Annotated in this window: 26 protein-coding genes, 1 tRNA gene and 1 pseudogene; 10 read left to right on the top strand and 18 right to left on the bottom strand. The window is 65.4% G+C overall.

The window, feature by feature from the left end:
• Nucleotides 1–94 precede the first annotated feature (94 nt).
• On the top strand, nucleotides 95–769 hold the full coding sequence (locus CCR98_RS04955) for a class I SAM-dependent methyltransferase (RefSeq protein ID WP_087921725.1): 675 nt from the start codon (nucleotides 95–97) through the stop codon (nucleotides 767–769).
• A gap of 3 nt (nucleotides 770–772) precedes the next feature.
• Here CCR98_RS04955 and smqnr read toward each other — a convergent pair whose 3' ends face one another.
• Nucleotides 773–1,420 (bottom strand): SmQnr family pentapeptide repeat protein, encoded by a 648-nt coding sequence (smqnr, locus tag CCR98_RS04950; protein ID WP_087921724.1) that lies wholly within the window; start codon nucleotides 1,418–1,420, stop codon nucleotides 773–775.
• Nucleotides 1,421–1,579: 159 nt separating this feature from the next.
• On the opposite strand from smqnr, the gene CCR98_RS04945 reads away from it, so the two are divergent.
• Entirely contained in the window at nucleotides 1,580–2,356 is a 777-nt protein-coding gene (locus CCR98_RS04945) for a DeoR/GlpR family DNA-binding transcription regulator (protein ID WP_087921723.1), read from the top strand.
• A gap of 11 nt (nucleotides 2,357–2,367) precedes the next feature.
• Nucleotides 2,368–3,501, top strand: a complete 1,134-nt coding sequence (locus tag CCR98_RS04940) for an MFS transporter (RefSeq protein ID WP_087921722.1) — start codon at nucleotides 2,368–2,370, stop codon at nucleotides 3,499–3,501.
• A gap of 66 nt (nucleotides 3,502–3,567) precedes the next feature.
• Here the strand turns inward: CCR98_RS04940 and CCR98_RS04935 are convergent, their stop codons facing one another.
• The 4 genes from CCR98_RS04935 to CCR98_RS04920 form a co-directional block, all read right to left on the bottom strand.
• Nucleotides 3,568–4,704, bottom strand: a complete 1,137-nt coding sequence (locus CCR98_RS04935; RefSeq protein WP_232463086.1) for a ricin-type beta-trefoil lectin domain protein — start codon at nucleotides 4,702–4,704, stop codon at nucleotides 3,568–3,570.
• 305 nt (nucleotides 4,705–5,009) lie between these two features.
• Nucleotides 5,010–6,515, bottom strand: a complete 1,506-nt coding sequence (locus tag CCR98_RS04930) for a PepSY-associated TM helix domain-containing protein (RefSeq protein ID WP_087921720.1) — start codon at nucleotides 6,513–6,515, stop codon at nucleotides 5,010–5,012.
• Between the two features lie 11 nt (nucleotides 6,516–6,526).
• On the bottom strand, nucleotides 6,527–8,665 hold the full coding sequence (locus CCR98_RS04925) for a TonB-dependent receptor (protein ID WP_198361062.1): 2,139 nt from the start codon (nucleotides 8,663–8,665) through the stop codon (nucleotides 6,527–6,529).
• Between the two features lie 129 nt (nucleotides 8,666–8,794).
• Nucleotides 8,795–9,190, bottom strand: a complete 396-nt coding sequence (locus CCR98_RS04920; protein WP_087921719.1) for a DUF2946 family protein — start codon at nucleotides 9,188–9,190, stop codon at nucleotides 8,795–8,797.
• Between the two features lie 241 nt (nucleotides 9,191–9,431).
• Here CCR98_RS04920 and CCR98_RS04915 point away from each other — a divergent pair, with 241 nt between their 5' ends.
• Together CCR98_RS04915 and CCR98_RS04910 are read left to right on the top strand one after the other, a co-directional pair.
• Nucleotides 9,432–10,007: a hypothetical protein gene (locus CCR98_RS04915; RefSeq protein WP_087921718.1), complete on the top strand. Its 576-nt coding sequence runs from the start codon at nucleotides 9,432–9,434 to the stop codon at nucleotides 10,005–10,007.
• Nucleotides 10,008–10,047: 40 nt separating this feature from the next.
• Entirely contained in the window at nucleotides 10,048–11,142 is a 1,095-nt protein-coding gene (locus tag CCR98_RS04910; RefSeq protein WP_087921717.1) for an XVIPCD domain-containing protein, read from the top strand.
• Nucleotides 11,143–11,176: 34 nt separating this feature from the next.
• Here CCR98_RS04910 and CCR98_RS04905 read toward each other — a convergent pair whose 3' ends face one another.
• On the bottom strand, nucleotides 11,177–11,557 hold the full coding sequence (locus tag CCR98_RS04905) for a tautomerase family protein (protein WP_032127756.1): 381 nt from the start codon (nucleotides 11,555–11,557) through the stop codon (nucleotides 11,177–11,179).
• A 564-nt stretch (nucleotides 11,558–12,121) separates the two neighbouring features.
• On the opposite strand from CCR98_RS04905, the gene CCR98_RS04900 reads away from it, so the two are divergent.
• The 3 genes and pseudogenes from CCR98_RS04900 to CCR98_RS04890 form a co-directional block, all read left to right on the top strand.
• Entirely contained in the window at nucleotides 12,122–12,529 is a 408-nt protein-coding gene (locus CCR98_RS04900) for a hypothetical protein (RefSeq protein WP_087921716.1), read from the top strand.
• Nucleotides 12,530–12,581: 52 nt separating this feature from the next.
• Nucleotides 12,582–13,145: a hypothetical protein gene (locus tag CCR98_RS04895; protein WP_087921715.1), complete on the top strand. Its 564-nt coding sequence runs from the start codon at nucleotides 12,582–12,584 to the stop codon at nucleotides 13,143–13,145.
• 76 nt (nucleotides 13,146–13,221) lie between these two features.
• Nucleotides 13,222–13,440, top strand: a pseudogene (locus CCR98_RS04890) (GIY-YIG nuclease family protein); the annotation flags it as partial.
• Nucleotides 13,441–13,449: 9 nt separating this feature from the next.
• Here the strand turns inward: CCR98_RS04890 and CCR98_RS04885 are convergent.
• Genes CCR98_RS04885 through CCR98_RS04870 form a run of 4 tightly spaced genes read right to left on the bottom strand, consistent with a single transcriptional unit; the run spans nucleotide 13,450 to nucleotide 15,901 of the window.
• Nucleotides 13,450–14,148 (bottom strand): hypothetical protein, encoded by a 699-nt coding sequence (locus CCR98_RS04885; RefSeq protein WP_087921714.1) that lies wholly within the window; start codon nucleotides 14,146–14,148, stop codon nucleotides 13,450–13,452.
• Between the two features lie 9 nt (nucleotides 14,149–14,157).
• On the bottom strand, nucleotides 14,158–14,904 hold the full coding sequence (locus CCR98_RS04880; RefSeq protein ID WP_087921713.1) for a hypothetical protein: 747 nt from the start codon (nucleotides 14,902–14,904) through the stop codon (nucleotides 14,158–14,160).
• 23 nt (nucleotides 14,905–14,927) lie between these two features.
• Nucleotides 14,928–15,335 carry a hypothetical protein gene (locus CCR98_RS04875; protein ID WP_087921712.1) on the bottom strand — a complete coding sequence of 136 codons (408 nt, stop codon included), beginning with the start codon at nucleotides 15,333–15,335 and terminating at the stop codon, nucleotides 14,928–14,930.
• A gap of 56 nt (nucleotides 15,336–15,391) precedes the next feature.
• The gene (locus CCR98_RS04870) at nucleotides 15,392–15,901 is read right to left on the bottom strand and encodes a hypothetical protein (protein WP_198361061.1); all 510 of its coding nucleotides are present in this window, start codon (nucleotides 15,899–15,901) and stop codon (nucleotides 15,392–15,394) included.
• Between the two features lie 169 nt (nucleotides 15,902–16,070).
• Between CCR98_RS04870 and CCR98_RS04865 the strand changes: the two genes are divergently transcribed.
• The gene (locus CCR98_RS04865) at nucleotides 16,071–17,951 is read left to right on the top strand and encodes a DUF262 domain-containing protein (protein ID WP_087921711.1); all 1,881 of its coding nucleotides are present in this window, start codon (nucleotides 16,071–16,073) and stop codon (nucleotides 17,949–17,951) included.
• Between the two features lie 10 nt (nucleotides 17,952–17,961).
• The gene (gene mauJ, locus CCR98_RS04860) at nucleotides 17,962–19,296 is read left to right on the top strand and encodes a methylamine utilization protein MauJ (protein ID WP_157721501.1); all 1,335 of its coding nucleotides are present in this window, start codon (nucleotides 17,962–17,964) and stop codon (nucleotides 19,294–19,296) included.
• Between the two features lie 201 nt (nucleotides 19,297–19,497).
• Here mauJ and CCR98_RS04855 read toward each other — a convergent pair.
• From CCR98_RS04855 to acpP, 8 genes are all read right to left on the bottom strand, one after another.
• A tRNA-Val gene (locus tag CCR98_RS04855) sits at nucleotides 19,498–19,572 on the bottom strand.
• Nucleotides 19,573–19,687: 115 nt separating this feature from the next.
• Complete coding sequence (locus CCR98_RS04850) at nucleotides 19,688–20,041, bottom strand: PilZ domain-containing protein (protein WP_005412452.1); 354 nt, start codon at nucleotides 20,039–20,041, stop codon at nucleotides 19,688–19,690.
• Nucleotides 20,038–20,994 (bottom strand): DNA polymerase III subunit delta', encoded by a 957-nt coding sequence (locus CCR98_RS04845; protein ID WP_087921709.1) that lies wholly within the window; start codon nucleotides 20,992–20,994, stop codon nucleotides 20,038–20,040. The genes CCR98_RS04850 and CCR98_RS04845 overlap by 4 nt, the downstream gene beginning before the upstream one ends.
• Complete coding sequence (gene tmk, locus CCR98_RS04840) at nucleotides 20,991–21,656, bottom strand: dTMP kinase (RefSeq protein WP_087921708.1); 666 nt, start codon at nucleotides 21,654–21,656, stop codon at nucleotides 20,991–20,993. Before tmk ends, CCR98_RS04845 begins: the two co-directional genes overlap by 4 nt.
• Nucleotides 21,653–22,714: an endolytic transglycosylase MltG gene (gene mltG, locus CCR98_RS04835; RefSeq protein ID WP_087921707.1), complete on the bottom strand. Its 1,062-nt coding sequence runs from the start codon at nucleotides 22,712–22,714 to the stop codon at nucleotides 21,653–21,655. The genes tmk and mltG overlap by 4 nt, the downstream gene beginning before the upstream one ends.
• A gap of 245 nt (nucleotides 22,715–22,959) precedes the next feature.
• A complete protein-coding gene (locus CCR98_RS04830; protein WP_087921706.1) occupies nucleotides 22,960–24,324 on the bottom strand; it encodes an aminodeoxychorismate synthase component I in 1,365 nt (454 codons plus the stop codon).
• A 92-nt stretch (nucleotides 24,325–24,416) separates the two neighbouring features.
• Nucleotides 24,417–25,679, bottom strand: coding sequence for a beta-ketoacyl-ACP synthase II (gene fabF, locus CCR98_RS04825; RefSeq protein WP_087921705.1), 1,263 nt, complete (start codon nucleotides 25,677–25,679; stop codon nucleotides 24,417–24,419).
• A gap of 143 nt (nucleotides 25,680–25,822) precedes the next feature.
• Nucleotides 25,823–26,062 (bottom strand): acyl carrier protein, encoded by a 240-nt coding sequence (acpP, locus tag CCR98_RS04820; protein WP_087921704.1) that lies wholly within the window; start codon nucleotides 26,060–26,062, stop codon nucleotides 25,823–25,825.
• Between the last annotated feature and the right edge of the window lie 87 nt (nucleotides 26,063–26,149).

Genomic DNA, 26,149 nt, shown 5'->3' with positions numbered 1-26,149 from the left:
GATGCAAGCCGGTCAGCGCAGGCGGGAGTGTCCCGCGGCAAAGGCACTTGCATGCCACGGTACAGTGGTATGTCCCTGTTGCAGGAATGCACGCATGTCTTCGTTTTCCGATCCGCAGGCCGTTGCCCACTATGCCGAGGGCCCGTTGCGCCAGGTGCCGGGCTTCCTCGCCCTGCAGCAGATGAGCCGCCTGCTGCTGGCCGAACGCGTTCCCGCACAGGGCCGCGTGCTGGTACTCGGTGCCGGGGGTGGGCTGGAGCTGAAAGCCTTCGCCGAGGCGCAGCCGGGTTGGCAGTTGCTGGGTGTGGATCCGGCCGCACCGATGCTGGCCCTGGCCGAGCAGACGCTGGGCCCGTTGAACGCACGCGTTGAGCTGCTGGAAGGCTACATCGACGATGCCCCGGACATGCGCTTCGATGGTGCCAGCTGCCTGCTGACCCTGCACTTCCTCGACGCCACGCAACGCCTGCATACGCTGCGCGAACTGCACCGGCGCCTGCAGCCCGGCGCGCCGCTGGTGGTGGCGCACCACAGCGTGCCGCAGGATCCGGCCGGCAAGCTGCGCTGGTTGCAGCGCTACGCCGCGTTCGCCGAAGCCTCTGGCGTTGCGCGCGCGGATGCACAGCGCGCGATCGAGGCCATTGCCGAACGGCTGCCGCTGCTTGCCCCCGAACAGGAAGTCGCGCTGCTGCGGGAGGCCGGCTTCGACGGCGTGGAGCTGTTCTACGCAGGCTTCAGCTTCAAGGGTTGGGTGGCGTACGCCGGGTGATGCCTACGGAACCACCGTGATACCGATGCGCTGCATCAGCAGCGCCACCTGCTGCACATCCAGCGTGGCGCCACGCAGGTTGGTGCTGCGCAGGTCCAGCTCACCCAGCTCCGAGTGGGTCAGGTCGCAGTCGGTGAAGTTGGCGCTGTTCCAGTCGATGCCCTCGAACTGGCCACCGGACAGGTCTGAGCCGGCGAAGCTGGCGCCGCTCACATTCGCGCCATCCCAGCGGTTCTCCCACAGTTCGCACTTCTCCAATGTCACCCGCGAGAAATTGGCATAGCGCAGGTTCGACTTCTTGATGAAGGCGCTGCAGAACCAGCTGCGCGTGGTGATCTGGTTCATGAAGCTGGCATTGCTGAAATCCGCGCCCTGCGCGCGGCATTCGCTGATCTCCAGGCCCAGTGCCTTGATGAAGTTGAAGTGGCACATGCTGATGTCGCAACTGCGGAAGCTGGCTTCCTTCAGCGTGGCGCCGTTGAAGCGGCAACCGGCCCGGCTGTCGGCGTCGTAGAAGCTGCAGTTGATGAACTCGGTGGCAGTCAGGTCGGCGCCGGAAAAATCGCACTCATGGAACTGCTGGTCGACCACTTTCTGGCCGGTGTACTGGTCCGCGCCGATGCGCAGCTTGCGGTGAACGGTGGGGGACATCGTGGATTCCATGCCAGGTGCCCCGCCATGATGCCGGGCCGCGAAGGTGATCCATAGACGCGCGCGCGGGCCGGTTCACCCGCAATCCAGCCGTTCTGTGCCCACACCCGCCCATTGCACGTTGTTGCACGTTAATGCACGAACGTGCAGACTTGCGACATGAGCTCCGATCCCATCCCCCTCCCCGCCCAGCGCCCCCAGCAGATCCTCGACGAACTGCGCCAGCAGGGCCGCGTGGTCGCCGCCGAGCTGGCGCGCCGCTATGCCGTCTCCGAAGATTCGATCCGCCGCGATCTGCGCGAGCTGGCCGCCCAAGGCCTGTGCCAGCGCGTCTACGGCGGCGCCGTGCTGCCGCCGCCCAAGGAACGGCCGCTGCGCGAGCGCCTGACCCGCGACCGCGGCGACAAGGCCGAGCTGGCCGCCCGCGTCTGCGCGCTGCTGCAACCGGGCCAGGTGGTACTGCTCGATGCCGGCTCGACCAATCTGGCGATCGCCCAGCAGTTGCCGGCCGCTCTCGGGCTGACGGTGATCACCAATGCCCCGCAGATCGCCACCGCCGCCAGCATGCTTGAAGGCACCTCGGTGCAGCTGATCGGCGGTCGCCTCGCCAACGGTGGCGGTGCGGTCGGTGCCGAAGCGTTGGCCCAGGTGCAGCGCCTGCGCGCCGACGTGTACCTGCCCGGTCCCTGCGCGGTGGACGGCGACACCGGCGTGTGGGCGATGGATGCGGAAGAAGCCACGCTGAAGCGCGCGATGGTGGCCTGCAGCAGCCGCGTCATCGTCGCCGCCACCACTGAAAAGCTCGGTGCGCGCGGCAACTGGCAGATCGCCAGCCTCGACGAGATCGACGACCTGGTGCTGACCACCACCGCACCACCCGCATTGGCGGCACGCTTCCGCGCCGCCGGCATCGCGGTACACCCCACTCCGCCCTGACCGTACCGCTCATGCCCCCTGCCAACCGCGCGCGTGCCGAACAGCACGCGACCCGCGCTGCGTTCTTCATTCCCGGCTTCGCCACCGCGCTGTGGGCCACCCTGGTGCCGTTCGCCAAGGCGCGCACCGGCATCAACGACGCCACGCTGGGCCTGGTGCTGCTCTGCCTTGGTGCCGGCTCGCTGCTGGCGATGCCCTTGTCCGGCGTGCTGGCCGCGCGCCTCGGTTGCCGCCGGGTGATGGTCGCCAGCAGCCTGCTGATCTGCCTGACCGTGCCCGGCCTGGCGCTGGCTGGTTCGGCCTGGTCACTGGGCCTGGTGCTGTTCGTGTTCGGCGCCGCCGTAGGCGCAATGGACTGCACGATGAACGTGCAGGCCGTCATCGTCGAGCGCGAAGCACGGCGGGTGATGATGTCCGGCTTCCATGCCTTCTTCAGCATCGGTGGTTTCCTCGGCGCGGCCACCATGACCGTGCTGCTGTCCGCACAGCTGCCCCCCTTGGCATCGGTGATGATCGGCGTTGGCGCCATGCTGCTGGTGATGCTGTTGTCGGCAGCGCACTGGCACAGCGAACGCATGCCACACGACACACCGATGCTGGCCCTGCCGCACGGCATCGTGCTGTTCATCGGCGTACTCGCCTTCGTCGCCTTCCTCGGTGAAGGCGCGATGCTGGACTGGAGTGCGGTCTTCCTCAGCGATGTGCGTCGCGTCGATGCCAGCCTCGCCGGTATCGGCTATGTGACCTTCACCCTGACCATGACCGTCGCGCGCCTGTTCGGCGACGCACTGGTGGCACGCGTAGGCCGTGAGCGCGCGATCGTGTTCGGCGCGCTGCTCGCCGCCGCGGGCGTACTGGTACTGACCCTGGTCACGCCGTGGCAGGCGTCACTGCTCGGCTATGTGCTGGTTGGCCTCGGCTGCGCCAACATCGCGCCCGCGCTGTTCTCGCTGGCCGGCCACCAGACGCGCATGCCCGGCGCACTGGCCATCACTGCCGTTTCCACGCTGGGCTTCGCCGGCATCCTTGCCGGACCGGCGCTGATCGGTTTCGCTGCCAACCACTTCGGCCTGATCGCTGCGTTCATCGGGGTGTCCACGGCCTTGTTGCTGGTGGCAGTGTCCACGCGCTGGCTGCGGGTCTGACACCCACAGGAAACCGCGAGCCCGAAGGCGCGCGGTTCCACGACATTGCATCGGGTCCAACCCTCCTCAGTAGGAGGAGAACTCCCAACGCTGGTTGTCGCCGCCATGGCACATCCACATGTGCACCTTGGAACCGTTGGTGTTGCCCAGGCCCGGATCATCCAGGCACATGTTGGTCTGCGGGTTGCGGATCTCACCCACCAGGCGCCAGGACTGGTGTGCACCACCATTGCACGACCACATGCGGATCGGATTGCCGTCGTGGCTGGCACCATCAGCCGCTTCCAGGCACTTCCCGCCCAGTCCGCGGATCGAACCATCGGCACCCAGCTCGAAGCGCTGCTGCGGCACGCCCGTGCAATCCCACAGCTGTACGCGCGTACCATCAACCGTATTCGCGCCTTCCACATCCAGGCACTTGCCGCCGACGCCGACAATCGAACCATTGGCCGGGTTGAATTCCCACTTCTGGTTGCTGGTCTGCGCATTGCTGTACAGCTGGATCTTGGTGCCGTTGGCACTTGAGGCGCCCGTTGCATCGAGCACCTTGTTGGCCACACCCACGATGGACGTGTTGGAGAACTTCCACGACTGATTCCAATCACCGTGCGCGTCATACAGCTGGATCCGGCTTCCATTGCCGGTGCCGTAACCCACGATGTCGAGCACGCGGTTGCTGGGCACGCCGGTGATGGTCGACGTGTTGGGCTTCACCGTCCACAGCTGCTGCGGGGTACCCGGCGTGCAGTCCCACACCTGGATGGCAGTACCCGGACCCGTGTTGGCGCCCTCGGCATCGAGGCACTTGTTGCCTGCGCCGCGAATCTCACCAAAGGTGGGAATATTGCGCAGGTTGACCGGCGCCGACACCGAGCCCTGCGAGAACTGGCCATCGCCGCTGAAGGTGGCGGTGATCGAGGCCGTGGTGAAGCCCGCAGGAACGGCGTAATTGACTGCGACCCGCGCCGGCCGACCGTAGGCGTATTTGTGCGTACAGAACTGCACATCGCGGACCGCGCCCCAGCAGTCCTTGTCCAGGTCGGACACCAGACCGAGCATCGGCGTGTTGCCGGTACTGACCTGCACCTTGCCCACCGGCTGGCCGTTGACCTTGAATTCGACGAAGCCGCCGATCTGCTCATTACCCGGAATGTGATACAGCCCGAGCGCTTGGCCATCGACCTGCGCAGACAGCTGGATCACCTGCCCCGGTGCCGGCAGCGCATTGGAAACAGACGCGGTCGTTGTGGTTGGAAAGCTGTACAGACGCGGCAATGATTTGGCCTGAACGCTTGAAGACGCCGCTGCAATTCCAATTGCAAGAACACCCATCGAAACGTAATTCATCCTTGCTCCATTTACGCTGTGTGGAAATCCTATCCAGGGACTCCGTTGCACCTCTTGCAAGCGTTGAGCCCCTGCACTTCCCTGGCCGTCGACATCGGGCCGCAGCCTTCATGGCCAGGAACGCCCGATGGTCTCATACGCGCCAGGCCAGCGTCAGCGTGCTAAGGCCGCCGACGCCGCACTTTCATCCGCAGACGCCGATAGCCGATCACCGTAGCGGTGGCGCACAGCGCCGTGCCCGCCACGCTCAGCACCAGCAGCACGCCCAGCCGCGTGTTCTGCTGGCGCAGCATGGCGGGCAGGTCCCAGCTGTGCAGGAAGTAGAACAGCCAGCGTCCGACCCGCTCACACTGCCCCATCGTCAGCAATGGATCGCCCGTCGCCAGGTCGATGTAAACGCGCGTGGCCTCGGCATCGCCGAACCGGGCCACCGCCACCGGGAAGCGCCGTACCGCCGCACCGTTCATCGCCTCCGGCGCGCGCGGATAGAAGTACGCATCCGCTGCCTGAAGGATCGTGAACTGCTGCATGGGCGCAGCGGACATCGCCTTGGCCTTCTGCTGCAGCCATGCTGCCGGCAGACGCCGCGCGACCTGCAGCCGCCCGTTAGCCTCGGACACGATGCGGGTATCGCCCTGCCCGTCCAGCAGCACGGCAAACAGTTCGCCGCCGATGCGGCGCCACTGGATCTCGACCGGTTGGAAGCGCTCGGCATCGGCCACCGCCAGAAGATTCGCCGGCTCACCCAGCGCGCCATCCACCGTCACCGCGCTGCCACGATAGCGTTCAACATCGATCGCCTCGCGCGTGCTGCTGAAGACCCCCAGCGGATTCATCGACATCAGCCCGCTGAAGATCCAAGTGAACACGAAAGCCGCAGCCACCAGCCCGATCAGATGATGCCAGCGCATCCATGGTTCGACATAGGGCGTCTTCGCGCCGGAGCGGTAGCGCCCACGGAAGCGCCAGCGCCACACGCCAACCACGATGCCGCTGACCGCGGCCACCGTGCATAACGCGGAAAGCACGATCACCACCCACGTCCACACCGGATCCACCGACTGCATGCGCAGGAAATACAGCCAGTGCAGCCAGGCGCCCACATAGTTCCAGCGCTGCTGCACATGCGGGGCGTCCAGCACTACTTCACCGGTACGCGAGGACACATACAGGTCGCCCGGCTGTGCACCGCCCACCTCGACGCGATACAGCGGCCGATGCGCATCCAGTGCGCGCGAGTGCGTCCAGCGGTCCTCGTCCACGCGCGTCGCACCCACGAACGCCTGGCCGCCGGCGAACTGTGCAGCGGATGCTTCGGCACGCTGTGCCGACACCGGCAGCAGCGCCTTGCCGGTCACGGAAGACCAGGCGCCCACGTTGCTGCCATTGCGCACCACATACGCAGGCTCGCCACGCAGCGTGGTCAGCGCCACGCTTTCCGGCTCGGCCTGCACCGCCGCCGGCAGCACCGACAGCCCCTGCCAGCCGCGGGCATCCCCCAGTACCGGCAACGCCGCCAGCCGCTCGCCCGGCGTCAGCTTCGGGTAGCCGATGAACAACATCACCATGCCGCTGACAAACCACAGCAGCATCAACAGGCATCCGCCGATGCCGAGCCAGCGGTGCACCAGGTAGGTCCAGCGCTTGGCAGTGGATCGCAGCGACATGGTGCGCGTCCTCAGAAGCGATGGTCGACAGTGAACTCGACACGACGATCCGCGCCCAGCAGCCACTGCGTGCTGGTGTAGTACGCGGTGGCGTAGTACGCCTTGTCGAACACGTTGAACAGGCGCGCGGACAATCGCGTGCGCGGTGCCGCCTGCCAGGTCAGCGCCAGATCAGTGGTGCTGTAGCTGGGCAACTCCAGCGTGTTGGCATTGTCGGCGTAGCGCTTGCCGACGTAGCGCACGCCACCCGCCGCACTCCAGTCGGGCGCGAACTGCCAGCTCAACCACACATTGGCCAGGCGTTCGGCCACGTTCGGCGGCACGTTGCCATCACGCGAGACCAGCATCGGCGGCGAACCAGCCGTCTCCAGGAAGTCCTCGAACTCGGCCTTCAGCACCGTGGCGTTGGCATCCAGCGTCCAGTGTGGCGCGACGTTCCAGTTCAGCGACGCCTCGATACCGCGCGAGGTCTGCGCGCCCACCTGCACGCGGCGATCCGGCACCAGCGGGTCGCGGCTGAGCAGCCCGGTCTTGCGGATGCGATACGCCGCCAGCGTCCACTCGCCACCATCGAAGGCCTGCTTCATACCCACTTCTATCTGCCGGCCCTTGGCCAGGTCGAAGGCACCGTTGGCCGGGCTGATCATCAACAGGCCACTGACCGGGTCCGCCGCCTGCGAGTACTGCGCATACAGGCTCAGCGTCGGCTGCAGCGCGAATACCGTGCCTGCACGCCAGCCGGTGCTGCTGTAGGTCTTCGAGAACGCATTCTGGCCGCTGATCAGATCGGTGCGATCAATGCGCGCGCGGTCGTGGCGCAGGCCACCCAGCACCGACCAGCGCTCGCTCAGCGCCAGCCGGTCTTCCACGAACAACGCGTGCTGTTCGGCGCGGTTGCGGTAGCGCGGCAGGTTCGGCGCGTCGCTGGCGAACTGCCCCGGCACCGGATCGAACGGATCGACCGGGCCCGAGCTGCCGGCATAGGTGTTGTTGGTGTGCTTGAAGTGCGCGCGGTTGGCGTCCAGGCCCACCGCGAAGCTGTTCTGCAGGCCACCTGCGGTTCCCTGCACGCGCAGCGTCGAAGTCAGTCCGGTCTGGTCCTGGTTGTGGGTGATCTCGGTATTGCCTGAACGATCGATCAAACCGGTGGCACGGTTGTAGACATAGGCCTCGGCATTGCGCCAATCGCGCTGGCTATCGATCTGGTAGAGGCGCGTGCGCCATTCGACATTCGCGGTCGGCGTCCACAGCGCATCGAGCTGGGTCCAGCGGTCGCGATAGCGGATCTCGCTGTCATCCACGTTGTAGTTGCGGTGGCGCAGCGCCTCCAGCTGGCGGCCCTCGACCAGCGGCGTACCGAAGTAGCGCATCGGCTGCTGGTAGCCCTGCGCATGGGTGAGCGTCAGCTGCAGGTCCGCGCGCGGCTGCCACAGCAACGCACCGGAGAATGTCGCGTCACTGTTGCGCCCGCGGTCGACCCAGCCACCGCTGTAGTTGCCACTCACATCCAGCCGGTAGGCCAGCTCGGGCGTCAGCGCGCCACCACTGCCGAAGCCCAGCCGCGCGGTGTCCTCGCTGCCCACGGTTACGCTGATCTCGTTTTCGATGGCACCGCGCGAGGGCTTCTTCGGCACGATGTTGATCACGCCGCCGATCGCACCGTCGCCATGGATGACCGACGCCGGCCCGCGCAGCACTTCGACGCGCTCGATCGACCAGGTATCGAACGGGAACGTGATGCCCACGCCACCGTACTGGCGCAGCCCGTCGTACAGCCGCATCACCGAAGCACCGTCGGTGAAGCCGCGGCTGGACAGCGCACTCAGGCCATTGCCGGGGTGCGGCATCGCACTGATCGCACCCGCCCGGCTGATCGCATCGTTGAGGTTGCTGTCGCCGCGCTGCTCCAGTTGCTCGCGCGAAATCACCGTCAGGCTGGCCGGTGCCTGCAGCACGCTCAGGCCCAGCGCGGAACCGGCGTTGGCGGTGGACGACAGCTCACCGCTGCGGGTATCGACCACGCGCACGGTATCCAGCGTGGTCGGGGGTGCCGCATCGGCGGCAAGCAGGGGCGCGGTGTGCAGGAGCAACGCGCAGAGGACAGGCAGCGTCGCCCGGCGCAGGCGCGCGGAGCTGGGGTTCGTTTTCATTTTTTCACGGCATGCAAGGCCACCCTGCAATGGCAGGGCAGCAATCAGAAAGGGACAAACACGCGCGTGCGGGCACCGGCCGTGGCCGGCAACCTCATGGAAAAATGTTCAATGCAACGCGCGTGCGGCTCAGGCGGCCATCATGGCCGGCGGCCCACGCGCTCCCAATGTGCCGCTGATCCGTTGCGGCAACGCCCGCACCGCACCGCGCAGCGCGCGGCACACCGGTGCCATCGGCGCCAACAGCAGCACTGCCGCCACCAGCAGGGTGATCAACCGCGCTGCGATCAGGCAGTAATCGCAATCCACGCCCATCTCATGATCGGCATGTGGATCGACGACCGGCTTCTTTGCGGCCTCGCCGTGCGGCCTCGCCATCGCGTGATGGTCGTGGTGCCCGTCCATCGCGTGCTGCGCATGCTCTGCGTGCATCGCGTGATCCATGGCTGCCACCGGTGCGGCAGCCGCAACGTGGCCATGCGCCAGCCAGCGGCTCACCAGCGGGGCGAGCAGCACCAGCAGCATGGCAAGCCAAGCCAGGGCCTGGAACCGGCGGTAGAGAGCAGAACGGCGCACGCCGCCATTCTACGGGGCCATGGCCAACCTTGGACCCCGTTCAGGGTTTACGCCCTGCGACACGGTGACGCAGGGGCTCGCCTCCAGCGGCGACATGTGAATGCACCGCACCACGGTCCCGACGCTTGCAGGCGCCGCCTCGCCAACGTTAGGGTTCAGATGGCCACGGCAAGGAGCCAGAGGGATCCGCATGACCACCCGCATCACACACCGGCTGCGCATCAGCCTGCTCGGCCTGACCACGCTGCTTGCCGCCTGCGCCGACAAGGGTCCGCCCCCACCGCCAGAGCCGCTGGAACTCTCACAGCCCATCGCCGTGGACGCGCCCGGCCAGCAGCTGCAGTTCGAGTTCGAGACCACGGCGCGCAATTTTGCCAGCTACCGTACATATGCGGTGGAGCTGGATCTGCAGCACGTTTCCTCATCGCCAGACGCTGCTTCTCCACGCGACCTGCACATTCCTTTACGCGTTGGACTTCAGCAATGGTCCGGCGGCACTTGGCAGTCGCTGGCAAGCCCCGACGCCTACCAGATCGCACAGTCGCAATCTGGCCAGCCACTGCCAGACTGGCACCGCGGTAAGGGTCTGAACTACGCCCAGACCCAACGAGGCAGCGATGGGGCCTATCGACTCCATGTCGCGCTGCTGCCGTTGCAGGCGCAAAGCCGCTACCGCGTACAGATCAGCACGGTTGAAGACATCGCACCACTTCGTGGCGCAAGCGCCAGGATACTGATTCACGAATCGCGTCCGCTCGCCAAGTAACGCAGCGCCTTCGTACACCTTCCAGGAGGATCACACGCACATGGACAAGCCACGCTACATCGTCGATATCGTCATTGCGGCGCCGGGAACACCGCTTCTCGACCCGGTAACGCAGCAGCCGCTGCGCAATCCGGATGGTTCCCCGCAGACATCCGGGCCGGGGCACATGTTCTACGTCCTGCGAGCACCGGGAAAAGATCCGGCGAGCTACGGCTTTGCACCGATCGAGCACGGCAGCATGAACGGACCGGGCGACATCGTGGACAGCGATGCAAAGACCTACAAGAACCCGCATTACACGCGCTCTGTGGAAATCACCGAAGCCCAGTACAACAAGCTCAAGGCGTTCGGCGACGATCCAGTGGCGCACGGCTTCAGCAAGCACTATGCCGACGTGCGCCACAACTGCGTGGACTTCACCTGGGGCGCATTGAATCATGCCGGCATCCAGCGCAAGCAGAGCCTGGACGTGAACAGCATCGGCGGCCCTGTTGGCCAATTGCTGCCCGATGTCCGCATTCCCCTGGGCGTCCAGTCACAGGGCAAGGACGGTTATCGTCCGCTGCGCAACATCCACGGCGTGGACAGCATTGAGCCCCCTTTCCCCAACAGCGAACTCAACCGCACCACCACTCATCCCCTGCCCGAGCGCAGCTTGAAGCAGCGTCTGCTCAGCGAAACCGACGGCATTGATGGCCCCTTGGGCGAGCGTCTGGCTGCGGACGCGCGCGCACCGGGGCACAGCCTTCATGCCTTGGACCAGAAGGTGCGCACCGCACTCGCCCAGGCCAGCGAACAGCAGGGACTGCCCCCCGGACAGGAGCATGAACGCCTGGCCGGCCATCTGACCCACGCGGCGGTGCAGGCCGGCTTCAGCGAAAAGGACACGCTGCACGTGGCCTTCAGTTCAAACAGCGCCGAGGCACCCGGATACGTGTTCCTGCACCGCAGCGGTAATACCACCTCGCCGGACCCTGCCGCCAATCGCCAGCGCCTGTCCCTGCTCGATACGCAGCAGGGCGACGCGGATACGCTATATCAGCAGGCCAACGTGCAGCAGCAATCCCGCGACGCAAGCCGGCTGGCGCAGGACGAGCAACAGGCACAACAGCAGGCGTCGCCGCGCATGGCCTGACCAAACCGCATCAGGCGCAGGCACCGTTCCCGCATCAACTCACGTACTGCGCCTGACCGTTCCCGAACGACCAGTTCTCCTTCTTCACTTCCACCAGATTGATGAACACGTCTTCGCGGCGGATACCCACCGCCGCATGCAGGCCATCGGCAATGCCCAGGTACAACGCTTTTTTCTGCTCCAGCGTGCGCCCTTCGTTCCAGGTGATCTGGATGCAGATGAAATCGTCGGTGCGATCCACGCCCAGGTAGCCAGGGTCGTAGATCAGCGTGTCCGGCGCGTGTTCCTGGAAGATCTGGAAGCGGTCGTTTTCCGGCACGCCCACCGCGCGCATGGCCTGGTAGATGGTTTCGCCGACGCGCTGCAGGTAGTCGGCGGATTTGCCTTTGCGAAGATCGATGCGAGCGAGCGGCATGGTGGCACTCCAGAGTGGATGGGCACGGCAACGGGCTGAGACTACGCCTGCCCGGGGCGGCGGGACAGCGCAGGGATGGAACCCTCTGGCTCCATGCGTGGCATGGTCCCGTCTCCGCCGCGCGGGATGACGCGATTGCCGTGGCGGCGCCGCTCTGGAGTCGTCTCGTGCACGGTCGGCAGGGGCGGCGATGTGCGCCATCAGTGATGGGCCGCACTACTCGCGGGTGTCGGACGGCACACAACGGGAAATGTCTGGCCTGCCTAGGGACAGTTGAGAATTTTCCTTACAGACCGATGTGATTGCCCGGCCAGATGATCGCTGCGTCGAGGCAAGACGCCTTGGCCGGGATTGGCGTCTCGAAAAAGCAAACCGAACGGACAGGTTGCGCAGCAGTGCGTAGCCGCAAGAATGCACCAACTGCCCTCAATGGCGGGCGGTGCGTGGGGATCACTCGATCCGCCGGGTGATTTCTCACTCCGTTGTGTTTGCCCCGGCACGCCAACCCGCACCGTCCGCCACCTTCACTCCGGAAGGTGGCCCTACGCCAGTGAGGGTTTCGCCATGACCAACCGCACCGCCATCCATCCCCGCCTGCACGCGCTTATCGGCGACGTCGCAGCCGACGTACCCGGGGACCTCGCACGCGAGATCGAGTGCGCCCTGAACGAACAGAGCCTGCCGGCGCAGTCGGCCACGTTCTTCACCTGCCTCAATGCCATCAACCATGCCGACGGCGATGACGGACAGCCGTGCAACAACCTCAACCTCGGTGCGAGCAATCACGCTTCATTGCGCCGCTCGCTGTCTGGGCTCGGCGCGTTGCTCGATCTGCTGCAGGCCGCCGACCGGGCGCGCAACGAAGGCGGTCCGAACGAGCAGTTGGGCGCCTTCCATATCGACGGACTGATCGTGGCCGCACGCCAGCTGGTGCGCGAGGCACATCATTGCCTCTCCGGCGGCGACGCCTGACCGGCCCGCATATGCTCCCGCTACAATCGCGCAGGGAGCGCAGGAGACCGCAATGGACGCCGAACACCTGGAGTACTTCAAGGCCGCACTGGAAGGCCGCGCAACCGTTGGCTGGAACGTCTGGTTCGCCGCCAACCAGCACGCGCTGGCACAACAACTGAGCCGCCCGGCACTGCTGCGCTTGAAGTTCAGCACACTGGATGAAGCCGAACGCCTGCTCGCCGAAGCCGGCATCGCGCCCAGCAGCACGGCGGGCAAGCGCTACGAAATGTACTGCGCGCAGTTCTCGGCGGACGTGGTGGACGCGAACGGTCGCCCGCTGCCGGCCATCTGGCGCGCGGCGCACGGCGGTGCCATCGGCCTGCTGGCCGATGGGGCGCAGGAGGCCGGCCAGGCGAAGTTGCTCGCGGAGTTCCGCCGTGTCCGCAAGCGCGGGCTGCAGCAGGCCCATGAATGGTTGGCCGATCTGTGCTTTGAAGGCGAGATGGAACTGAGCGGTGGCAACGCCGATGTGGGCCGCAACCTGCTGGCGGTGGTGGTGCAGGCGGGAAGCGGCTACGACCTGCTGGAGGGCACGGCGATGATCGCGCGCGAGCTGCTGGACAGCCCTGGCTGAAGGCCGAAAAACCCCAGGCAACAAAAAAGCCCCCATTAAGCTGTCCAACCTCAACCTCAACCTCAACCTCAACCTCAACCTCAACCGCACCCGCTTGGAGAACCTGTTCCACCGCATTTTCCAGGAAGCCCGGTTGGATCTGACGATCGAGGACCGGTTCGGCAACCCGGTGAAGCCGCGCGAGTGGTTCCTGGCGCCGCTCCACGTCATCGACGAAGCGGTAAAACGCATCCAGGACGGGACGATCACCGATTACGTTTACGACCCATCGCAGGCGGCTTTGGTGCGTCGCTGACCGTCGGGCTCAGGATCGATCCCTGAGCTCGTCGTTCACCGCGTTGCCGATGGTCAGTATCAAGCCCTCTTGCCGCTGGTATTCGTCGATCAGCGTGGGACGAACCCACTTGATGGGATAGGTCACCCCGTCGTAGGTGAAGGGGTTGAATCGCAGGCCGTGTTCGACCGCGTCCGACTCGAAGTTCACCGAGTAGGACACCTCGACGATGGAACGGTGTTTGGAGTGGTTGCTCAGAGCCGCCAGGTAGGTGAAGCCCGGATCGTCCAGTAAGGCGCTCAACCCATCCTTGATGGGCCCCGCGACGAGCTTCTTGCTCACCTTGGACCAGGTGATGTCGCGCTCCTTCTCAATGCGGGTGGCCGGGTCCAAGTTGGTGCCGAGAACGTAGTAGGCGAAATGGACCATGTTATCGACGACCGCGTGCATGTTCTGGACGCAGGCAACCGTGTGCGCATACGCCTGAAATCGCGCGGTGCTGAACTGCCGATCGTCGGTGTCGAACGCCCCCAGGAGCGCGGCAGTCAACTCGAAAGCTTCGTGGCCCTGGAGGACACCCTCCATTCGGCCTTTAGCTTCGTTGAAGTGGTAGCGGCTGAACTCGCGCCGGTCGCCGATGGTTCGCAAGCACTGCTTGACTGTGCGCAGCTGCTCTTCGCCGAACAGCCGCTCCACGTGTCCCCGAAGCTCTTTCAAGTCCCATTTCATCAGCGCACCTCAAGGCGAGCGTGCAAACAACCGATCGACTTCCGCGCGCTCCTCATCCGAGTAGGGCTTGCCCAGGTATTTGCCCGAGTAGTCCATCGCGCCGGTCAAGAAGTAGTGCGCGACTTGGCTGCACGCGTTAATGGACGTGTCCAGGTAGATGCAAAATGCAAAGCCGGCTTGCGGGGCAAGCATACCCATTTCCTCCAGCACGGCGCGCAGCGCCGTGAGGTCTGAGAACGGGCCGATGTGCGCGTCCATGCCTTTGGGGCGCAGCATGGCGAACCCGTCTAGCGTGGGGTGCCCAGCCAGCGTGGAGAACTTGATGTAGATAGCCTCGCGCCGGCTCTTGCCCAAACCCGCGGCGTCGTCGAGGATCTTGCGCACGGCCGCGGGACCGAAATCCCGCTTGAGCGTACGTCGGTCCGCCTTGCGCCACTTTTCGATGAGCGCGCGGTCCACATGGAAGGCATTGACCAAATTGGTGGTCTCCACGATGTCGCGCAGGATGAGCGTGGCCGCTTGGTAATAGCCCGATGCCATGAGCTTCCACGCGGTGGCAAAGCCGTTAAACGTGCGGATACCAAGGTGGCTGATGGTGCGTTCGTCGTCGTCGGCCTGGTAGTGCTGGCGCAGCATGTCCATCACGTCCATGGCGCGCTCGGTGATGCCCAGGTGGTCGGCCAAGTCTGGGTTGGTTTCGACCAGGCGCACGGCGCGCTGGCACAACTCCTCTTCGCCCTGGTGCAGCAACAGCATGTTGGCCGGGACTCGGGCCACGGTCAGCCACCGATGACCGTCACACCGGCCAGCGCGTCGCGGTCGTCCTCGCGGCGCCACATCAGCGACAGTATCCCTTCAAAGCGTTCCAGCTCGACAGCGCCGGTGCCGGCGCGGCGATACGTGGCCGGGTCGTCGAGCACGTCCAGCACCCCAGCCCCTCCCGTGCCGTCCTCGCCCACCGCGATGTGGGTTTCGTAGATGCACGTGCCGGTCCACGAGCGCCAGCAGCGCATTGCGTGGCCGTCGAGCCAAACGGTCCAGCGATCGTCCATGTCGCGCGGCCACAGACCTTCTCGCAGCCGCGCCAGCTCGTCGGCCGAAAACATGTGGCCGCAGCGGATGAGCCAACGGGCCCGGGTCAAGGCGGGCAACTTGGCTTTCCAGGCGGTGGCGCGGTCAATTTTCATGACTTCATTTAGTAGGTGGTCGGACTGGGCGGCAAGATCGCATTCGAGAGGCGGCGTCAGTCTGGCGGATATGGCCTGAGCACCCGACGGTCCAGCAGATCCAGCAGCAGTCCGGCGACTTCCCGGGCGGCCACCGTCCATTCCTCGTCGTCGCCCTGGTAGGGCTCCTGCAATGGGTCTTGCTTGCCGCCGTGGAAGAGGTTGTTGCGCACACGCCGCATGGCGATCACCAGCGCTTCGGCGTCGTTGCGTGGCAAGGGGCTGTCCTCGTAGTTCGCGCTCCAGGTGCCGTCGGCAGCCACTTGCACGAACTGCACCTGCGGCCGGTTGCGCGCTCCACCCAGCAGCTTGGCCCACGTTGACCCGGACAGCTGGTCGAGGAAGTCCGCCGGCTCCAGCGCGGCCACCGCGCGATCAACGGCCGGCCAATCCGCCTTCGCTTTTGCCCGCTGATTTCCTAGTGGATTGCCATCAGCCGCCAGAAAACCCGGCGTGCGTTTCAGGGTGAACTCCAGCATGCCGAAGGCACGGAGCAGAGCAAAGGCGCTGGCATCGGAAACGGGCATAGCCGCATCATAGCCGAGGGCTGCACCTCGGTGGCCTAGCTGGCTGGTCATGCCTGCCTTGGGGCCAGCGCGCGCCTCGCACTCTGACTCAGTCCTTGAGACGGGACCGGGGCAACCTAGGTCGCGGTAAGCTAGCCGCTGGGGACAGCCACAACCAACAGGGGACCACTTGGACGCGAACACCCGTCAGCTCAAGGCCATCTTCGATCCCAGCGTGAACTTCCAGGTGCCGCTTTTTCAGCGGCCCTACGTGTGGGCGGAGGACGAGAACTGGAAGCCGTTGTGGGAAGACATTCTGGCGCTGCTCGATAGGCATCTGCGCACCGGGGCTGCCCGCGCCCACTTTCTGGGCGCAATCGTGTTGGAGCAACTGCCCAACCCGGCCGGGTCCGTGGAAGCGCGCCAGGTCATCGACGGGCAGCAGCGTTTCACCACGCTGCAACTGTTCTTGATGGCGGGGCGCAACTTGGCAGCTGAGCACGGCGCCGAGCGTTACGTGGGGCGCTTCACGGGCTTGGTGGAGAACGACGACGACCTGGTGGAAGACCCCAGCGAGAAGTTCAAGCTGTGGCCGACCAACAGCGACCGGGCGGCGTTCAAGACCATCCACGCGAGTTTGAACCTGCAAGACCTGGACAAGGCAATGAAGGGCAAGCCCGAGCTCGCCCGCAGCAACCTCGTCGGCGCTTACCGCTATTTTCACGCCCGGTTGTCCGACTGGTTGAACGGGAAGCTGGACGACGTCGACGACACGCCCGAGCTGGTCAGCAAGACGGTCGCCGATCGCCTGGAAACGCTGTGGCAGGTGGTGAACCGCGGCCTGCAGCTGGTGGTGATCAATCTCGACAAGGAAGACGAGGCCCAGGTCATCTTCGAAACCTTGAATGCCCGCGGCACCGAGCTGTTGCCGGCCGACCTCATCAAGAACTACCTGTTCCGCAAGGCGCTGAACCAAAAGGCGGACGTGGAAGCGCTCAACGATCAGCATTGGACGCGCTTTGAAGGTGGGTTCTGGCGGGAAGAGGTTAAGCAAGGCCGCATCACTCGCCACCGCATCGATCTCTTCATCAACCACTACCTAGCCCTGATGACCCGGGATGAGGTGAAGACCTCACACCTGTTCAACGCCTTCAAGGCCTTTGTGGAGTACGCCGAGCCGATGCCGGGGTCGCTCATCCCGGTGCCGGCGGACGCGGATGGTCACATTCGCCAGCTCTCCCGCTACGCCGATGTGTTCGAAGCCTTCCACCGTCCCGACGACCACTTGGCCTTGGCCCGGTTCCTGCGCAACCTGGAAGCGGTAGACACCACTACCGTTTACCCCTTCTTGCTGCACGCCTATGCGGAGCTCATGCCCGACGACCAGACCGAGTTCGACAAGGTGCTGGCGGTGCTTGAATCCTTCCTCATGCGTCGGCTCATCACCAATTACACGAGCAAGAACTACAACCGCCTGTTCGTGGGTCTCATCAAGGCGGTGGAGAAGGGAGGCAGCCTGACGGCCAAGGCCGTGGCCGAACACTTGGGCAAAGGCGCGGGAGAGAGCACCAAGTTCCCCATCGACTCGGAGCTTTTGACCGCAGTGTTCGAGTGGCCGCTCTACGGCCGCATCGCCCAGTACAAGGTCCGCGCGGTCCTGGAAGCGCTTGACGCCGCGGCGCAGTCCACCAAGAGCCCCGTGCTGGCCATCCCAACCAACATGACCATCGAACACGTGTTGCCGCAGACGTGGCAAACGCACTGGCCATTGCCGGCCGAGGCGAAGGCGGACCCGGTGGTCGAGCAAAAGGCCATCGCCCGGCGCGAGGTGATGCTCAACACCTTGGGCAACCTCACGCTCATCACGGGGGCGTTCAATTCGTCACTGCAGAACGCGGCATGGTCGGCCAAGCGGCCCGAGCTGTTGAAGTATTCGAAGATCAACCTGACGCAGTATTTCCACGGCCCCGAAGCGGACGACTGGCACGAGGACGCCATTCGCAAGCGCACCGAGCACTTGTTTGGGTTGTTGCTCAAGGTGTGGCCGGACGCCAGCAAAGTCGCCGCATAGGAGAGGAACAGTGCGGACCCCGTATGTGCCCCATGTTTTTGGCGAAGAGGTAGAGCGCAAGCTTCGCAGCCGAATGGGATGGCTGTCCGCTGCGGTGGCGAGTTCCATACCGTGGCCGAAGAAGGACGTGTGGATCCGGTACGCCGAAGACGATTTCATCCTGCGCGGCACCGAGAACGGACAGCAACCCACCGCGCCAGCCGTCACTGTGCCTGGGACCTCACAGCAGATTGAAGAGGGACTGGCCAAGGTCTATCGCCTGACCTCCGTTCTGGGGTGGTTCTTGAACGGATACGTGGATGTGGTCGAAACCATCCAGGGCAGCCACCCCATGGGGTTTGGCACGCAAATGCGGCAGGCCTATTCCGAAGTGGGCCAATTCGGAGATAGAGGTTTTGATTGCAATCATATGCCGATCATCGAGTCGGAGAACGTGCGCATTGCTTTGGCGTTCTGGCGGGAAGGGCAACGCCTGACACGGGTCCACGACAGTTACGCATTCCTGAGCTACTTCAAGGTGATTGAATCGCAATACCAACAGGGCGCCGACCGCGCCGATTGGTTTGCTCGCCACGTGGATCTCATGACGGGCGAGGCTGGAGCCCGAGTGGCCCAACTGCGTGCAGATGGAGTGGATGTGGGGCGGCACCTGTATGACAGCGGTCGGAACGCCGTGGCGCATGCATCCTTCGGTGGCGCCATCGTCGATCCGGACATTCCGGCCGATCGCCGGCGGATTGCGGCCGACCTGGTCCTAATGCGAGAACTTGCCAGGCACTACATCGCCAGCGAGTTGAAGGTGCCGACAGCGTGGGAGCTTTATCGAACCCGCAATCGCATTGAGCCCTGGGAGCCGCTGATTGACGAAGGGGCGCTCGCTGCGTTGAAGGCAGGCGGAACCCCCGAAGGGGAGTTTGGTTTGGATGGGTTGGCTGTGGCGCTCAACTTATGGCCGGATAGCCCCATGCCAGGTCTTAGCCGGCTCATCATGAAGGTGGACGCGGTGCATGAAGGGGCCGCCAGAGTGCTCTTGTTCAACGACCGCATGACGATGGTGTTTGCGTTCGTGATTGACTTCCTGAAAGGGCAAATCCACACGCAGCTGGACAATAGCGGATTGCTGCAGAACGACGAGCACAGGCCAATCGAGGAAGACGTTCGCGAGTTCTACACGGTGTTCCACCGCGTGATCGGAAATGCTGTGGTGGAACTTCGCATTGAAGGACGTGAGCCCGTGGACTGCGAGGTGGTCATCCCTGTGAACATCCTCCCCAGAAATCCTGAGGAAGCGGTGGCGGAAGCCGTCGAGGCGTTCCGTCGGGCGAACGCACAAGAGCCGGAATGATCACGGCGAGCGGTTGCGAAGACTGGAGAAGGCGGGCTTAGCTGCACTTTCCGTTCCATTGCGGCCCCATGCATGGCCTGCAGGCGATGGCTGGCACGCCATACCCCTTTTGCTGTTATGAGGCTGTTACAGAACAAAAAAGCCACCTCTTTCGAGATGGCTTTTTTGATCATAAGCCCTTGTATACTAGGGTACTTTAGATGGTGGGCGGTACAGGGATCGAACCTGTGACCCTTGCCGTGTGAAGGCAATGCTCTACCGCTGAGCTAACCGCCCGGTGTGTTGCTGAGCCGCTCATTATAGGGGCTTTTCAGAGGCCGTCAACAGTTTTTCACATTCGTGTTCATGCGCGTTCCCACACGCCGCCGGGCATGGCCCGGCGCTACCGCAATCACATCGTATGGGTCGGCTTGTCCGAGCCGGTCAGGCCGGCCAGCAGGGTTTCGATCTTGTGGCGCACGCCCTCGCCTTCGGCACCGTCGGCCAGCTGCACGCCGATGCCGGCGGTGCGGTTGCCCTGCGCGCCGGCCGGGGTCACCCAGATCACCTTGCCGGCCACCGGCAGACGCTCGCTGGAATCGGGCAGGGTCAGCAGCAGGAACACTTCGTCACCCAGGAAGTAGCGCTTGGGTGTGGGCACGAAGATGCCGCCATTCTTCACGAACGGCATGTACGCGCTGTACAGCGCGGCTTTGTCCTTCACAGCCAGGGACAGGATGCCCTGGCGGGCGTTGCTGGCACTCATCGATTTCCCCTTGCGGCAGGCCGCTCGTTCACCTTGTTCCAGGCCAGCAGCAACTCGACCACCGCAAGGTCTGCACGCACCGTGGTGCGCAGCAGGTCGCGGGTGCGGTTGGCCGCATCGAACCAGGCTGCAAGCTTGTGCAATCGCTCCGGCGTGGTCAAGGCATCGGTGCTGGCCTGGGCCAGCGCCAGGTCGGCAGCGAAGCGCAGGCGCAGCGCCGCGTTGTCATCGGCGCACCACTTCTGCGCCAGCTCCACCGCGCCGGTCTTGCCGGCAGCCAGCTGTTCCAGCTCGCGGCCCACGTCGCGGCGCAGGCTCAGGCCATCTTCGCGCAGCCAGTTGTCGGCTTGGCCGGGATGGCCGCGCGCCGCGTCCAGCGCTTCGCGCGCCGATGCTTCGCTGTGGCCCTGCTGCTGCAGCCAGGCCAGTGCTTCGTGCTGCGGCGGCAGCTTGAACTCCAGGCGCTGGCAACGGCTGCGGATGGTCTGCGGCAGGCGTGCCGGGTCGCTGCTGATCAACCACAGGTAGCGGCCGGGCTGCGGCTCTTCCAGCGTCTTCAGCAGCGCGTTGGCCGCCGAGCGGTTGATCGCATCGGCCGGGTCGACGATCACCACCTGCGCCACGCCGTACTGCGGGGTCAGCGCCAGCTTGTTGGTGATCTCGCGCACCTGCTCGATGACGATCTCGGTGCGCAGCTTGTCGCCGCTCTTGTTCGAAATGAAGCTGACCAGCTGCAGGTCCGGATGAGTGCCGGCGGCGATCAGCTGGCGCGTGCGCGTGGCATGGGCGGCATCGCCGCGCGCCAGCACGTGGTCGGCCAGGGCCAGCGCCACCTCGTGCTTGCCCAGCCCGGCCGGACCGCAGATCAACAAGCCATGGCCGAGCCGGTCTGCATCCAGCGCGGCAACCGTCTGGTCGAACGCGCGCTGCTGCCACGGCGAAAACGTGCTCATGCGCCCTCCCCGTCCTTCAGCCAACGCTCGACGCACGCGACCACATCGGCCGCCACGCGTTCCTGTACCTGGCCGGCGTCGATCAGCGCGAAGCGCTGCGGGTCCTGCTGTGCGCGGCTGCGGAACACGGCGCGCACACGCTGGAAGAAATCATCCTGTTCGCTCTCGATGCGGTCCGGCCACAGGTCGCGACCGTTGGCGCGCGCGCGGCCGACGGCCACGTCCACATCCAGCAGCAGGGTCAGGCCCGGTAGCAGGCCGACCGCGCGGCGCTCCAGGTCGGCAATCCACTGCGGATCGAGGCCGCGGCCACCGCCCTGGTAGGCGTAGCTGGAATCGGTGAAGCGATCGCTCAGCACATAGGCACCGCGCTGCAGTGCCGGCTGGATCACCTGGCGCACATGCTGCGCGCGTGCGGCGAACACCAGCAGCAGCTCGGCTTCGGCGCTGAGCGGTTCGGCAGCAATCTCGGCATCGGGCTTCAGCACCAGGCCGCGGATGCGCTCGGCCAGCGGCGTACCGCCCGGCTCCCGGGTCAGCACCACCTCGTGGCCGTGGCTGCGCAGGCAGTCACGGATGGCATTGATGGCGGTGGTCTTGCCTGCGCCCTCGCCGCCTTCCAGGCTGACGAAACGCGGGTGGCGAAGCAGCGCGGGACTCATTGCGCTGGGGTCTCCTTGGTACGTTGCTGGCGCAGCTGCTGCAGGTAGCGGGCCACTGCGGCGTTGTGCTGGTCCAGGCTGGGCGAGAACACGTGCGCGCCGCTGCCATCGCCGACGGCGACGAAGTACAGCGCGTCGCCCGGTGCCGGCTGTGCAGCCGCCATCAGCGCATCGCGGCTGGGCATGGCGATCGGGGTCGGGGTCAGGCCGGCACGGGTATAGGTGTTGTAGGGCGTATCGGTGGTCAGGTCGCGGCGGCGGATGTTGCCGTCATACGCGGCACCAATGCCGTAGATCACGGTCGGGTCGGTCTGCAGGCGCATGCCGATCTTCAGGCGGCGCATGAACACGCCGGCAATCTGCGGGCGCTCGCTGGCCAGCGCGGTTTCCTTCTCGATGATCGAGGCCATCGTCAGCAGTTCGTACGGCGTGTTGATCGGCAGGTCCGGCGCGCGGCTTTCCCACGCTTCATCCAGCGCCTTTTCCATTGCGGCGTGGGCACGCTTGAGCACATCGAGGTCGCTGTCGCCGCGCTGGTAGACGTAGGTCTCCGGCAGGAAGCGGCCTTCCGGATGCTGGCCACCGAAACCGAGACGCTGCATCAACGCGGCGTCATCAAGATTGTCGGTGGTGTGCAGCAGCGGCTCGGCGCGCTTGAGCGCAGCACGCAGCTGGCGGATGTTCCAGCCCTCGATGATCGTGACGCGGTGCTGCAGCACCTTGCCGGCGCGCATGCGCAGCAGCAGCTCGCGCGGGGTCAGGTCGCCGCTGAGCGCGTACTCGCCCACCTTCAGCTTGCCGGCGGCATCGAGCTGGCGCGCCAGCAGCTGCCACTGCGCGTCCTGGCCTTCATCCACACCGGCATCGCGCAGCTTGCGCAGCACACTGTTCATGCCATCGCCACTGGCGATGACCATGCTCTCGGCGGTCGGGGTGATCGGGGCGTCGGCGAACCGGGTCTGCTGGTAGAAGAACCACGCGCCCGCGCCGGCCACGACGGCGGCCAGCACCACCACCAGCGTTACCACGAACAGACACCCGCGCTTGGCTCCCGCCATGGACTACCTCTGAACTCGATTCCGTCGTGCAGGATACCGTGCCGGTGGATTGGGGTCATGACCGGGGACACACCCCCGTGCCGACCAAGGTCGGCACCCACCACAATCCATGCCTGGCGCGGCGATCAGTAGATCCACGCCATGCGTGGATGAACGGACATGGAGGCATCCGTGCCGACCAAGGCCGGCACCCACCAAAACCGGAATCGGTAGCGCCGGGCCATGCCCGGCGGGAGGCCCTACCCTCAGCCCTGCTGGTCCAGCGCGCGCAGCAGGCCGCGGGCCTTGGCGCGGGTCTCGTCCAGTTCCTTGTCCGGGTCCGAGTCCACCACGATGCCGGCGCCGGTGCGGAAGCTCACCTCGTGGCCATCCACTTCGGCGGTGCGGATCAGGATGTTCAGGTCCAGGTCGCCATCGCGGTTCAACCAACCGAACGCGCCGGTGTAGGCACCGCGCGGCACCTGCTCCAGCTCGCTGATGATCTGCATGCAGCGCACCTTGGGGCAGCCGGTGATGGTGCCACCCGGGAACGTGGCGGCGATCACCTCGCCGGGGGTGATTTCCGGGCGCAGATGGCCGCTGACGTTGCTGACGATGTGGTGAACATGGGCGTAGCTCTCCACCGTCATCAGTTCATCGACCACCACGGTGCCGGGCAGGCAGATGCGGCCCAGGTCGTTGCGTTCCAGGTCGATCAGCATCACGTGCTCGGCACGCTCCTTCGGGTGGCCGACCAGCTCCTGGATGCGCGCGGCATCATCGTCCCCCTCGAAGCGCGGACGCGTGCCGGCAATCGGACGGGTCTGCGCGTGGCCGGCATGCACCGACACCAGCCGCTCCGGCGAGGAACTGACCACATGGCGGCCGTGCGCGCTGAACAGGCCGGCGAACGGTGCCGGGTTGGCACGGCGCAGCTGCGCGTACAGCGCCTGCGGACTGACCGGCGCGGCGAACTGCGCGCTCCAGCGCCGCGACAGGTTCACCTGGAACACGTCGCCAGCACGCAGGTACTCGATCACCCGGCGCACGCCGTCGGTGAAGCGCTGCGGCGCATCCTCGCCCACCGACTGCGGCGGCTGCCAGCCCTGCCCGGCTTCGGGCAGCGTGGTCGAGGCCAGTGCCACCAGCGCATCCAGCAGCGCCTGCTCGCCCGCTTCAGCGATGACGAAGCTGGCCTCGTTGTGATGATCGTGCAGCACGGCGGCCGGGCAGCGCAGTGCCAGCGCGGTCGGGCGGCCGTCCTCGCGCGCACGCGCCGGCAGCACCGGTTCGATCTGGCTGGCCACTTCGTAATCCAGCATCAACGCCCAGCCGCCGCGGAACGGCAGGCTGTGGCCGCCGTCATGCGGGAGGCGTTCATGCTGCCAGGCGCGGTCCAGCACCTGCAGGAAGCTGCCGGCGCGTACCACGTCGTGCTGGTCGCGCACCTGGCCATCGGCATCCAGCCGCAGGCTATCGCCCTGCGCGGCCAGCAGCAGGCTCCAGCGGCCCTGGGCGGTGCCCGAGGCGGTGGATTCCATCAGCAGCGGGAAGCGCGACGGGTCGTGCTGCTGCAGGGCCAGCAGATCGATCGGGTGCGGCAGCGGGTGGATCAGCGGTGCGTGGTTCATGGCAGCCAGTTCGGGGATTCAGATGCACGGAAGCCGCCTTGCGGCGGCTCCGTAGAACGCGGAGTCGAGCATGGCCCGACGCTGCCACTCGGTCAGACGCGCTTGAAGATCAGCGTGCCGTTGGTGCCACCGAAGCCGAAGCCATTGGACATCACCACGTCGACCTTGGCCTGGCGTGCTTCGTTGGGCACGTAGTCCAGGTCGCAGCCTTCGCCCGGCTGCTGCAGGTTAATGGTCGGCGGAATGACGTTGTCCTGCAGCGCCATCACCGAGAAGATCGCTTCCACGCCGCCGGCAGCGCCCAGCAGGTGGCCGGTCATCGACTTGGTGGAGCTGACCATCATCTTGTAGGCGTGGTCGCCGAAGGCAGTCTTCATCGCCATGGTCTCGCCCAGGTCGCCCAGCGGCGTGGAGGTGCCGTGCGCGTTGAGGTAACCGACCTGTTCCGGGGTCACGCCAGCGTCCTTCATGGCCATGACCATGCAGCGGGCGGCGCCTTCGCCGTTCTCGCTCGGTGCGGTCATGTGGTACGCGTCGGAGCTGGCGCCGAAGCCGGCCAGTTCACAGTAGATCTTCGCGCCACGCGCCTTGGCGTGCTCGTACTCTTCCAGGATCAGGATGCCGGCGCCGTCGCCCAGCACGAAGCCGTCGCGGTCCTTGTCCCACGGGCGCGAAGCCTGTTCCGGGGCGTCGTTGCGGGTGCTCATGGCCTTCATCGCGCAGAAGCCGCCCACCGCGGTCGGCGAGGAGCCGCGCTCGGCGCCACCGACCACCATTACGTCGGCATCGCCGTACTGGATCATGCGCATCGCAGTACCGATCGAATGGTTCGAGGTCGCGCACGCCGACACCGCCGAGAACGACGGGCCCTTCAGGCCGGTGATGATGCTCAGCTGGCCCGGCAGCATGTTGATGATGGTCTTGGGCACGTAGAAGGGCGAAATCTTCTTGCCCTCGTGGAACTCGATGGTCTGCTCTTCAATGCCGAGCAGGCCGCCGATGCCGGCGCCGACGATGGCGCCCATGCGATCGGCATTGGCTTCGGTGATTTCCAGGCCCGAGTCATGCAGGGCCATGAACGAGGCACCGAGGCCGTAATGGATGAACGGGTCCATCTTCTTGGCATCCTTGCCGCTGACCCGGAATTTGCCGAACAGTTCGTTGTCGGCGGTGATGTCGAATCCTTTGACTTCACCTGCAATCTTGGTGGTGAACCGATCCAGGTAGGCATCAGAAACGTTGGTCAGCGGACCGATGCCCGAACGACCCTGGGTGATGCCTTCCCAGCTGCTGGCCAGATCATTGCCCAACGGCGAGACGATGCCCAGGCCGGTTACGACGACGCGACGCTTCATTGCTGTTTCTCCTGACCCGGATGGATTCTACGGGTAACTCGGTTTGCTTCGATGTGATGCCCAAACACACGGGGCCGCAACAGCGGCCCCATGGGGTGCGGTGCGCGGCGAGCGTGGGCCCGCGCGCGCACTGCCGTCTGACATCAGGCCTTGACGTGGGCCTTGATGTAGTCGATGGCGGACTGCACGGTGCCGATCTTCTCGGCTTCTTCGTCCGGGATCTCGCACTCGAATTCTTCTTCCAGGGCCATCACCAGCTCAACGGTGTCCAGCGAGTCAGCGCCCAGGTCATCGACGAACGATGCGCTGTTGGTGACTTCTTCTTCCTTGACGCCAAGCTGTTCGACGACGATTTTCTTGACGCGTTCTTCGATGGTGCTCATGGGATCTCGCTCCAGATGGAGTTGTGGTTCAAAAGTGGTCGCCATCAAAGGCGATGGCCGTGGGATAGTGTAGTGGAAACCGACGCG

It is taken from the genome of Stenotrophomonas sp. WZN-1 (assembly GCF_002192255.1).
In the GTDB taxonomy this organism is placed as follows: Bacteria; Pseudomonadota; Gammaproteobacteria; order Xanthomonadales; family Xanthomonadaceae; genus Stenotrophomonas.
The sequence above is the reverse complement of the archived record's forward strand: the minus strand, read 5'-3'. Positions and strand labels throughout refer to the sequence as shown.

Excerpts from the sequence above, each read along its gene's own strand:
- CCR98_RS04945 (WP_087921723.1), top strand. The coding sequence starts at position 1,580 with ATGAGCTCCGATCCCATCCCCCTCCCCGCCCAGCGCCCCCAGCAGATC.
- CCR98_RS04885 (WP_087921714.1), bottom strand. The coding sequence starts at position 14,148 with ATGAAATGGGACTTGAAAGAGCTTCGGGGACACGTGGAGCGGCTGTTC.
- CCR98_RS04880 (WP_087921713.1), bottom strand. The coding sequence starts at position 14,904 with ATGCTGTTGCTGCACCAGGGCGAAGAGGAGTTGTGCCAGCGCGCCGTG.
- CCR98_RS04895 (WP_087921715.1), top strand. The coding sequence starts at position 12,582 with ATGGACGCCGAACACCTGGAGTACTTCAAGGCCGCACTGGAAGGCCGC.
- smqnr (WP_087921724.1), bottom strand. The coding sequence starts at position 1,420 with ATGTCCCCCACCGTTCACCGCAAGCTGCGCATCGGCGCGGACCAGTAC.
- CCR98_RS04830 (WP_087921706.1), bottom strand. The coding sequence starts at position 24,324 with ATGAACCACGCACCGCTGATCCACCCGCTGCCGCACCCGATCGATCTG.
- CCR98_RS04910 (WP_087921717.1), top strand. The coding sequence starts at position 10,048 with ATGGACAAGCCACGCTACATCGTCGATATCGTCATTGCGGCGCCGGGA.
- CCR98_RS04920 (WP_087921719.1), bottom strand. The coding sequence starts at position 9,190 with ATGCTGCTGGTGCTGCTCGCCCCGCTGGTGAGCCGCTGGCTGGCGCAT.
- acpP (WP_087921704.1), bottom strand. The coding sequence starts at position 26,062 with ATGAGCACCATCGAAGAACGCGTCAAGAAAATCGTCGTCGAACAGCTT.
- CCR98_RS04845 (WP_087921709.1), bottom strand. The coding sequence starts at position 20,994 with ATGAGCACGTTTTCGCCGTGGCAGCAGCGCGCGTTCGACCAGACGGTT.
- CCR98_RS04870 (WP_198361061.1), bottom strand. The coding sequence starts at position 15,901 with ATGCCCGTTTCCGATGCCAGCGCCTTTGCTCTGCTCCGTGCCTTCGGC.
- tmk (WP_087921708.1), bottom strand. The coding sequence starts at position 21,656 with ATGAGTCCCGCGCTGCTTCGCCACCCGCGTTTCGTCAGCCTGGAAGGC.
- CCR98_RS04850 (WP_005412452.1), bottom strand. The coding sequence starts at position 20,041 with ATGAGTGCCAGCAACGCCCGCCAGGGCATCCTGTCCCTGGCTGTGAAG.
- CCR98_RS04905 (WP_032127756.1), bottom strand. The coding sequence starts at position 11,557 with ATGCCGCTCGCTCGCATCGATCTTCGCAAAGGCAAATCCGCCGACTAC.
- CCR98_RS04925 (WP_198361062.1), bottom strand. The coding sequence starts at position 8,665 with ATGAAAACGAACCCCAGCTCCGCGCGCCTGCGCCGGGCGACGCTGCCT.
- CCR98_RS04940 (WP_087921722.1), top strand. The coding sequence starts at position 2,368 with ATGCCCCCTGCCAACCGCGCGCGTGCCGAACAGCACGCGACCCGCGCT.
- CCR98_RS04930 (WP_087921720.1), bottom strand. The coding sequence starts at position 6,515 with ATGTCGCTGCGATCCACTGCCAAGCGCTGGACCTACCTGGTGCACCGC.
- CCR98_RS04915 (WP_087921718.1), top strand. The coding sequence starts at position 9,432 with ATGACCACCCGCATCACACACCGGCTGCGCATCAGCCTGCTCGGCCTG.
- CCR98_RS04875 (WP_087921712.1), bottom strand. The coding sequence starts at position 15,335 with ATGAAAATTGACCGCGCCACCGCCTGGAAAGCCAAGTTGCCCGCCTTG.
- mltG (WP_087921707.1), bottom strand. The coding sequence starts at position 22,714 with ATGGCGGGAGCCAAGCGCGGGTGTCTGTTCGTGGTAACGCTGGTGGTG.
- CCR98_RS04900 (WP_087921716.1), top strand. The coding sequence starts at position 12,122 with ATGACCAACCGCACCGCCATCCATCCCCGCCTGCACGCGCTTATCGGC.
- CCR98_RS04955 (WP_087921725.1), top strand. The coding sequence starts at position 95 with ATGTCTTCGTTTTCCGATCCGCAGGCCGTTGCCCACTATGCCGAGGGC.
- fabF (WP_087921705.1), bottom strand. The coding sequence starts at position 25,679 with ATGAAGCGTCGCGTCGTCGTAACCGGCCTGGGCATCGTCTCGCCGTTG.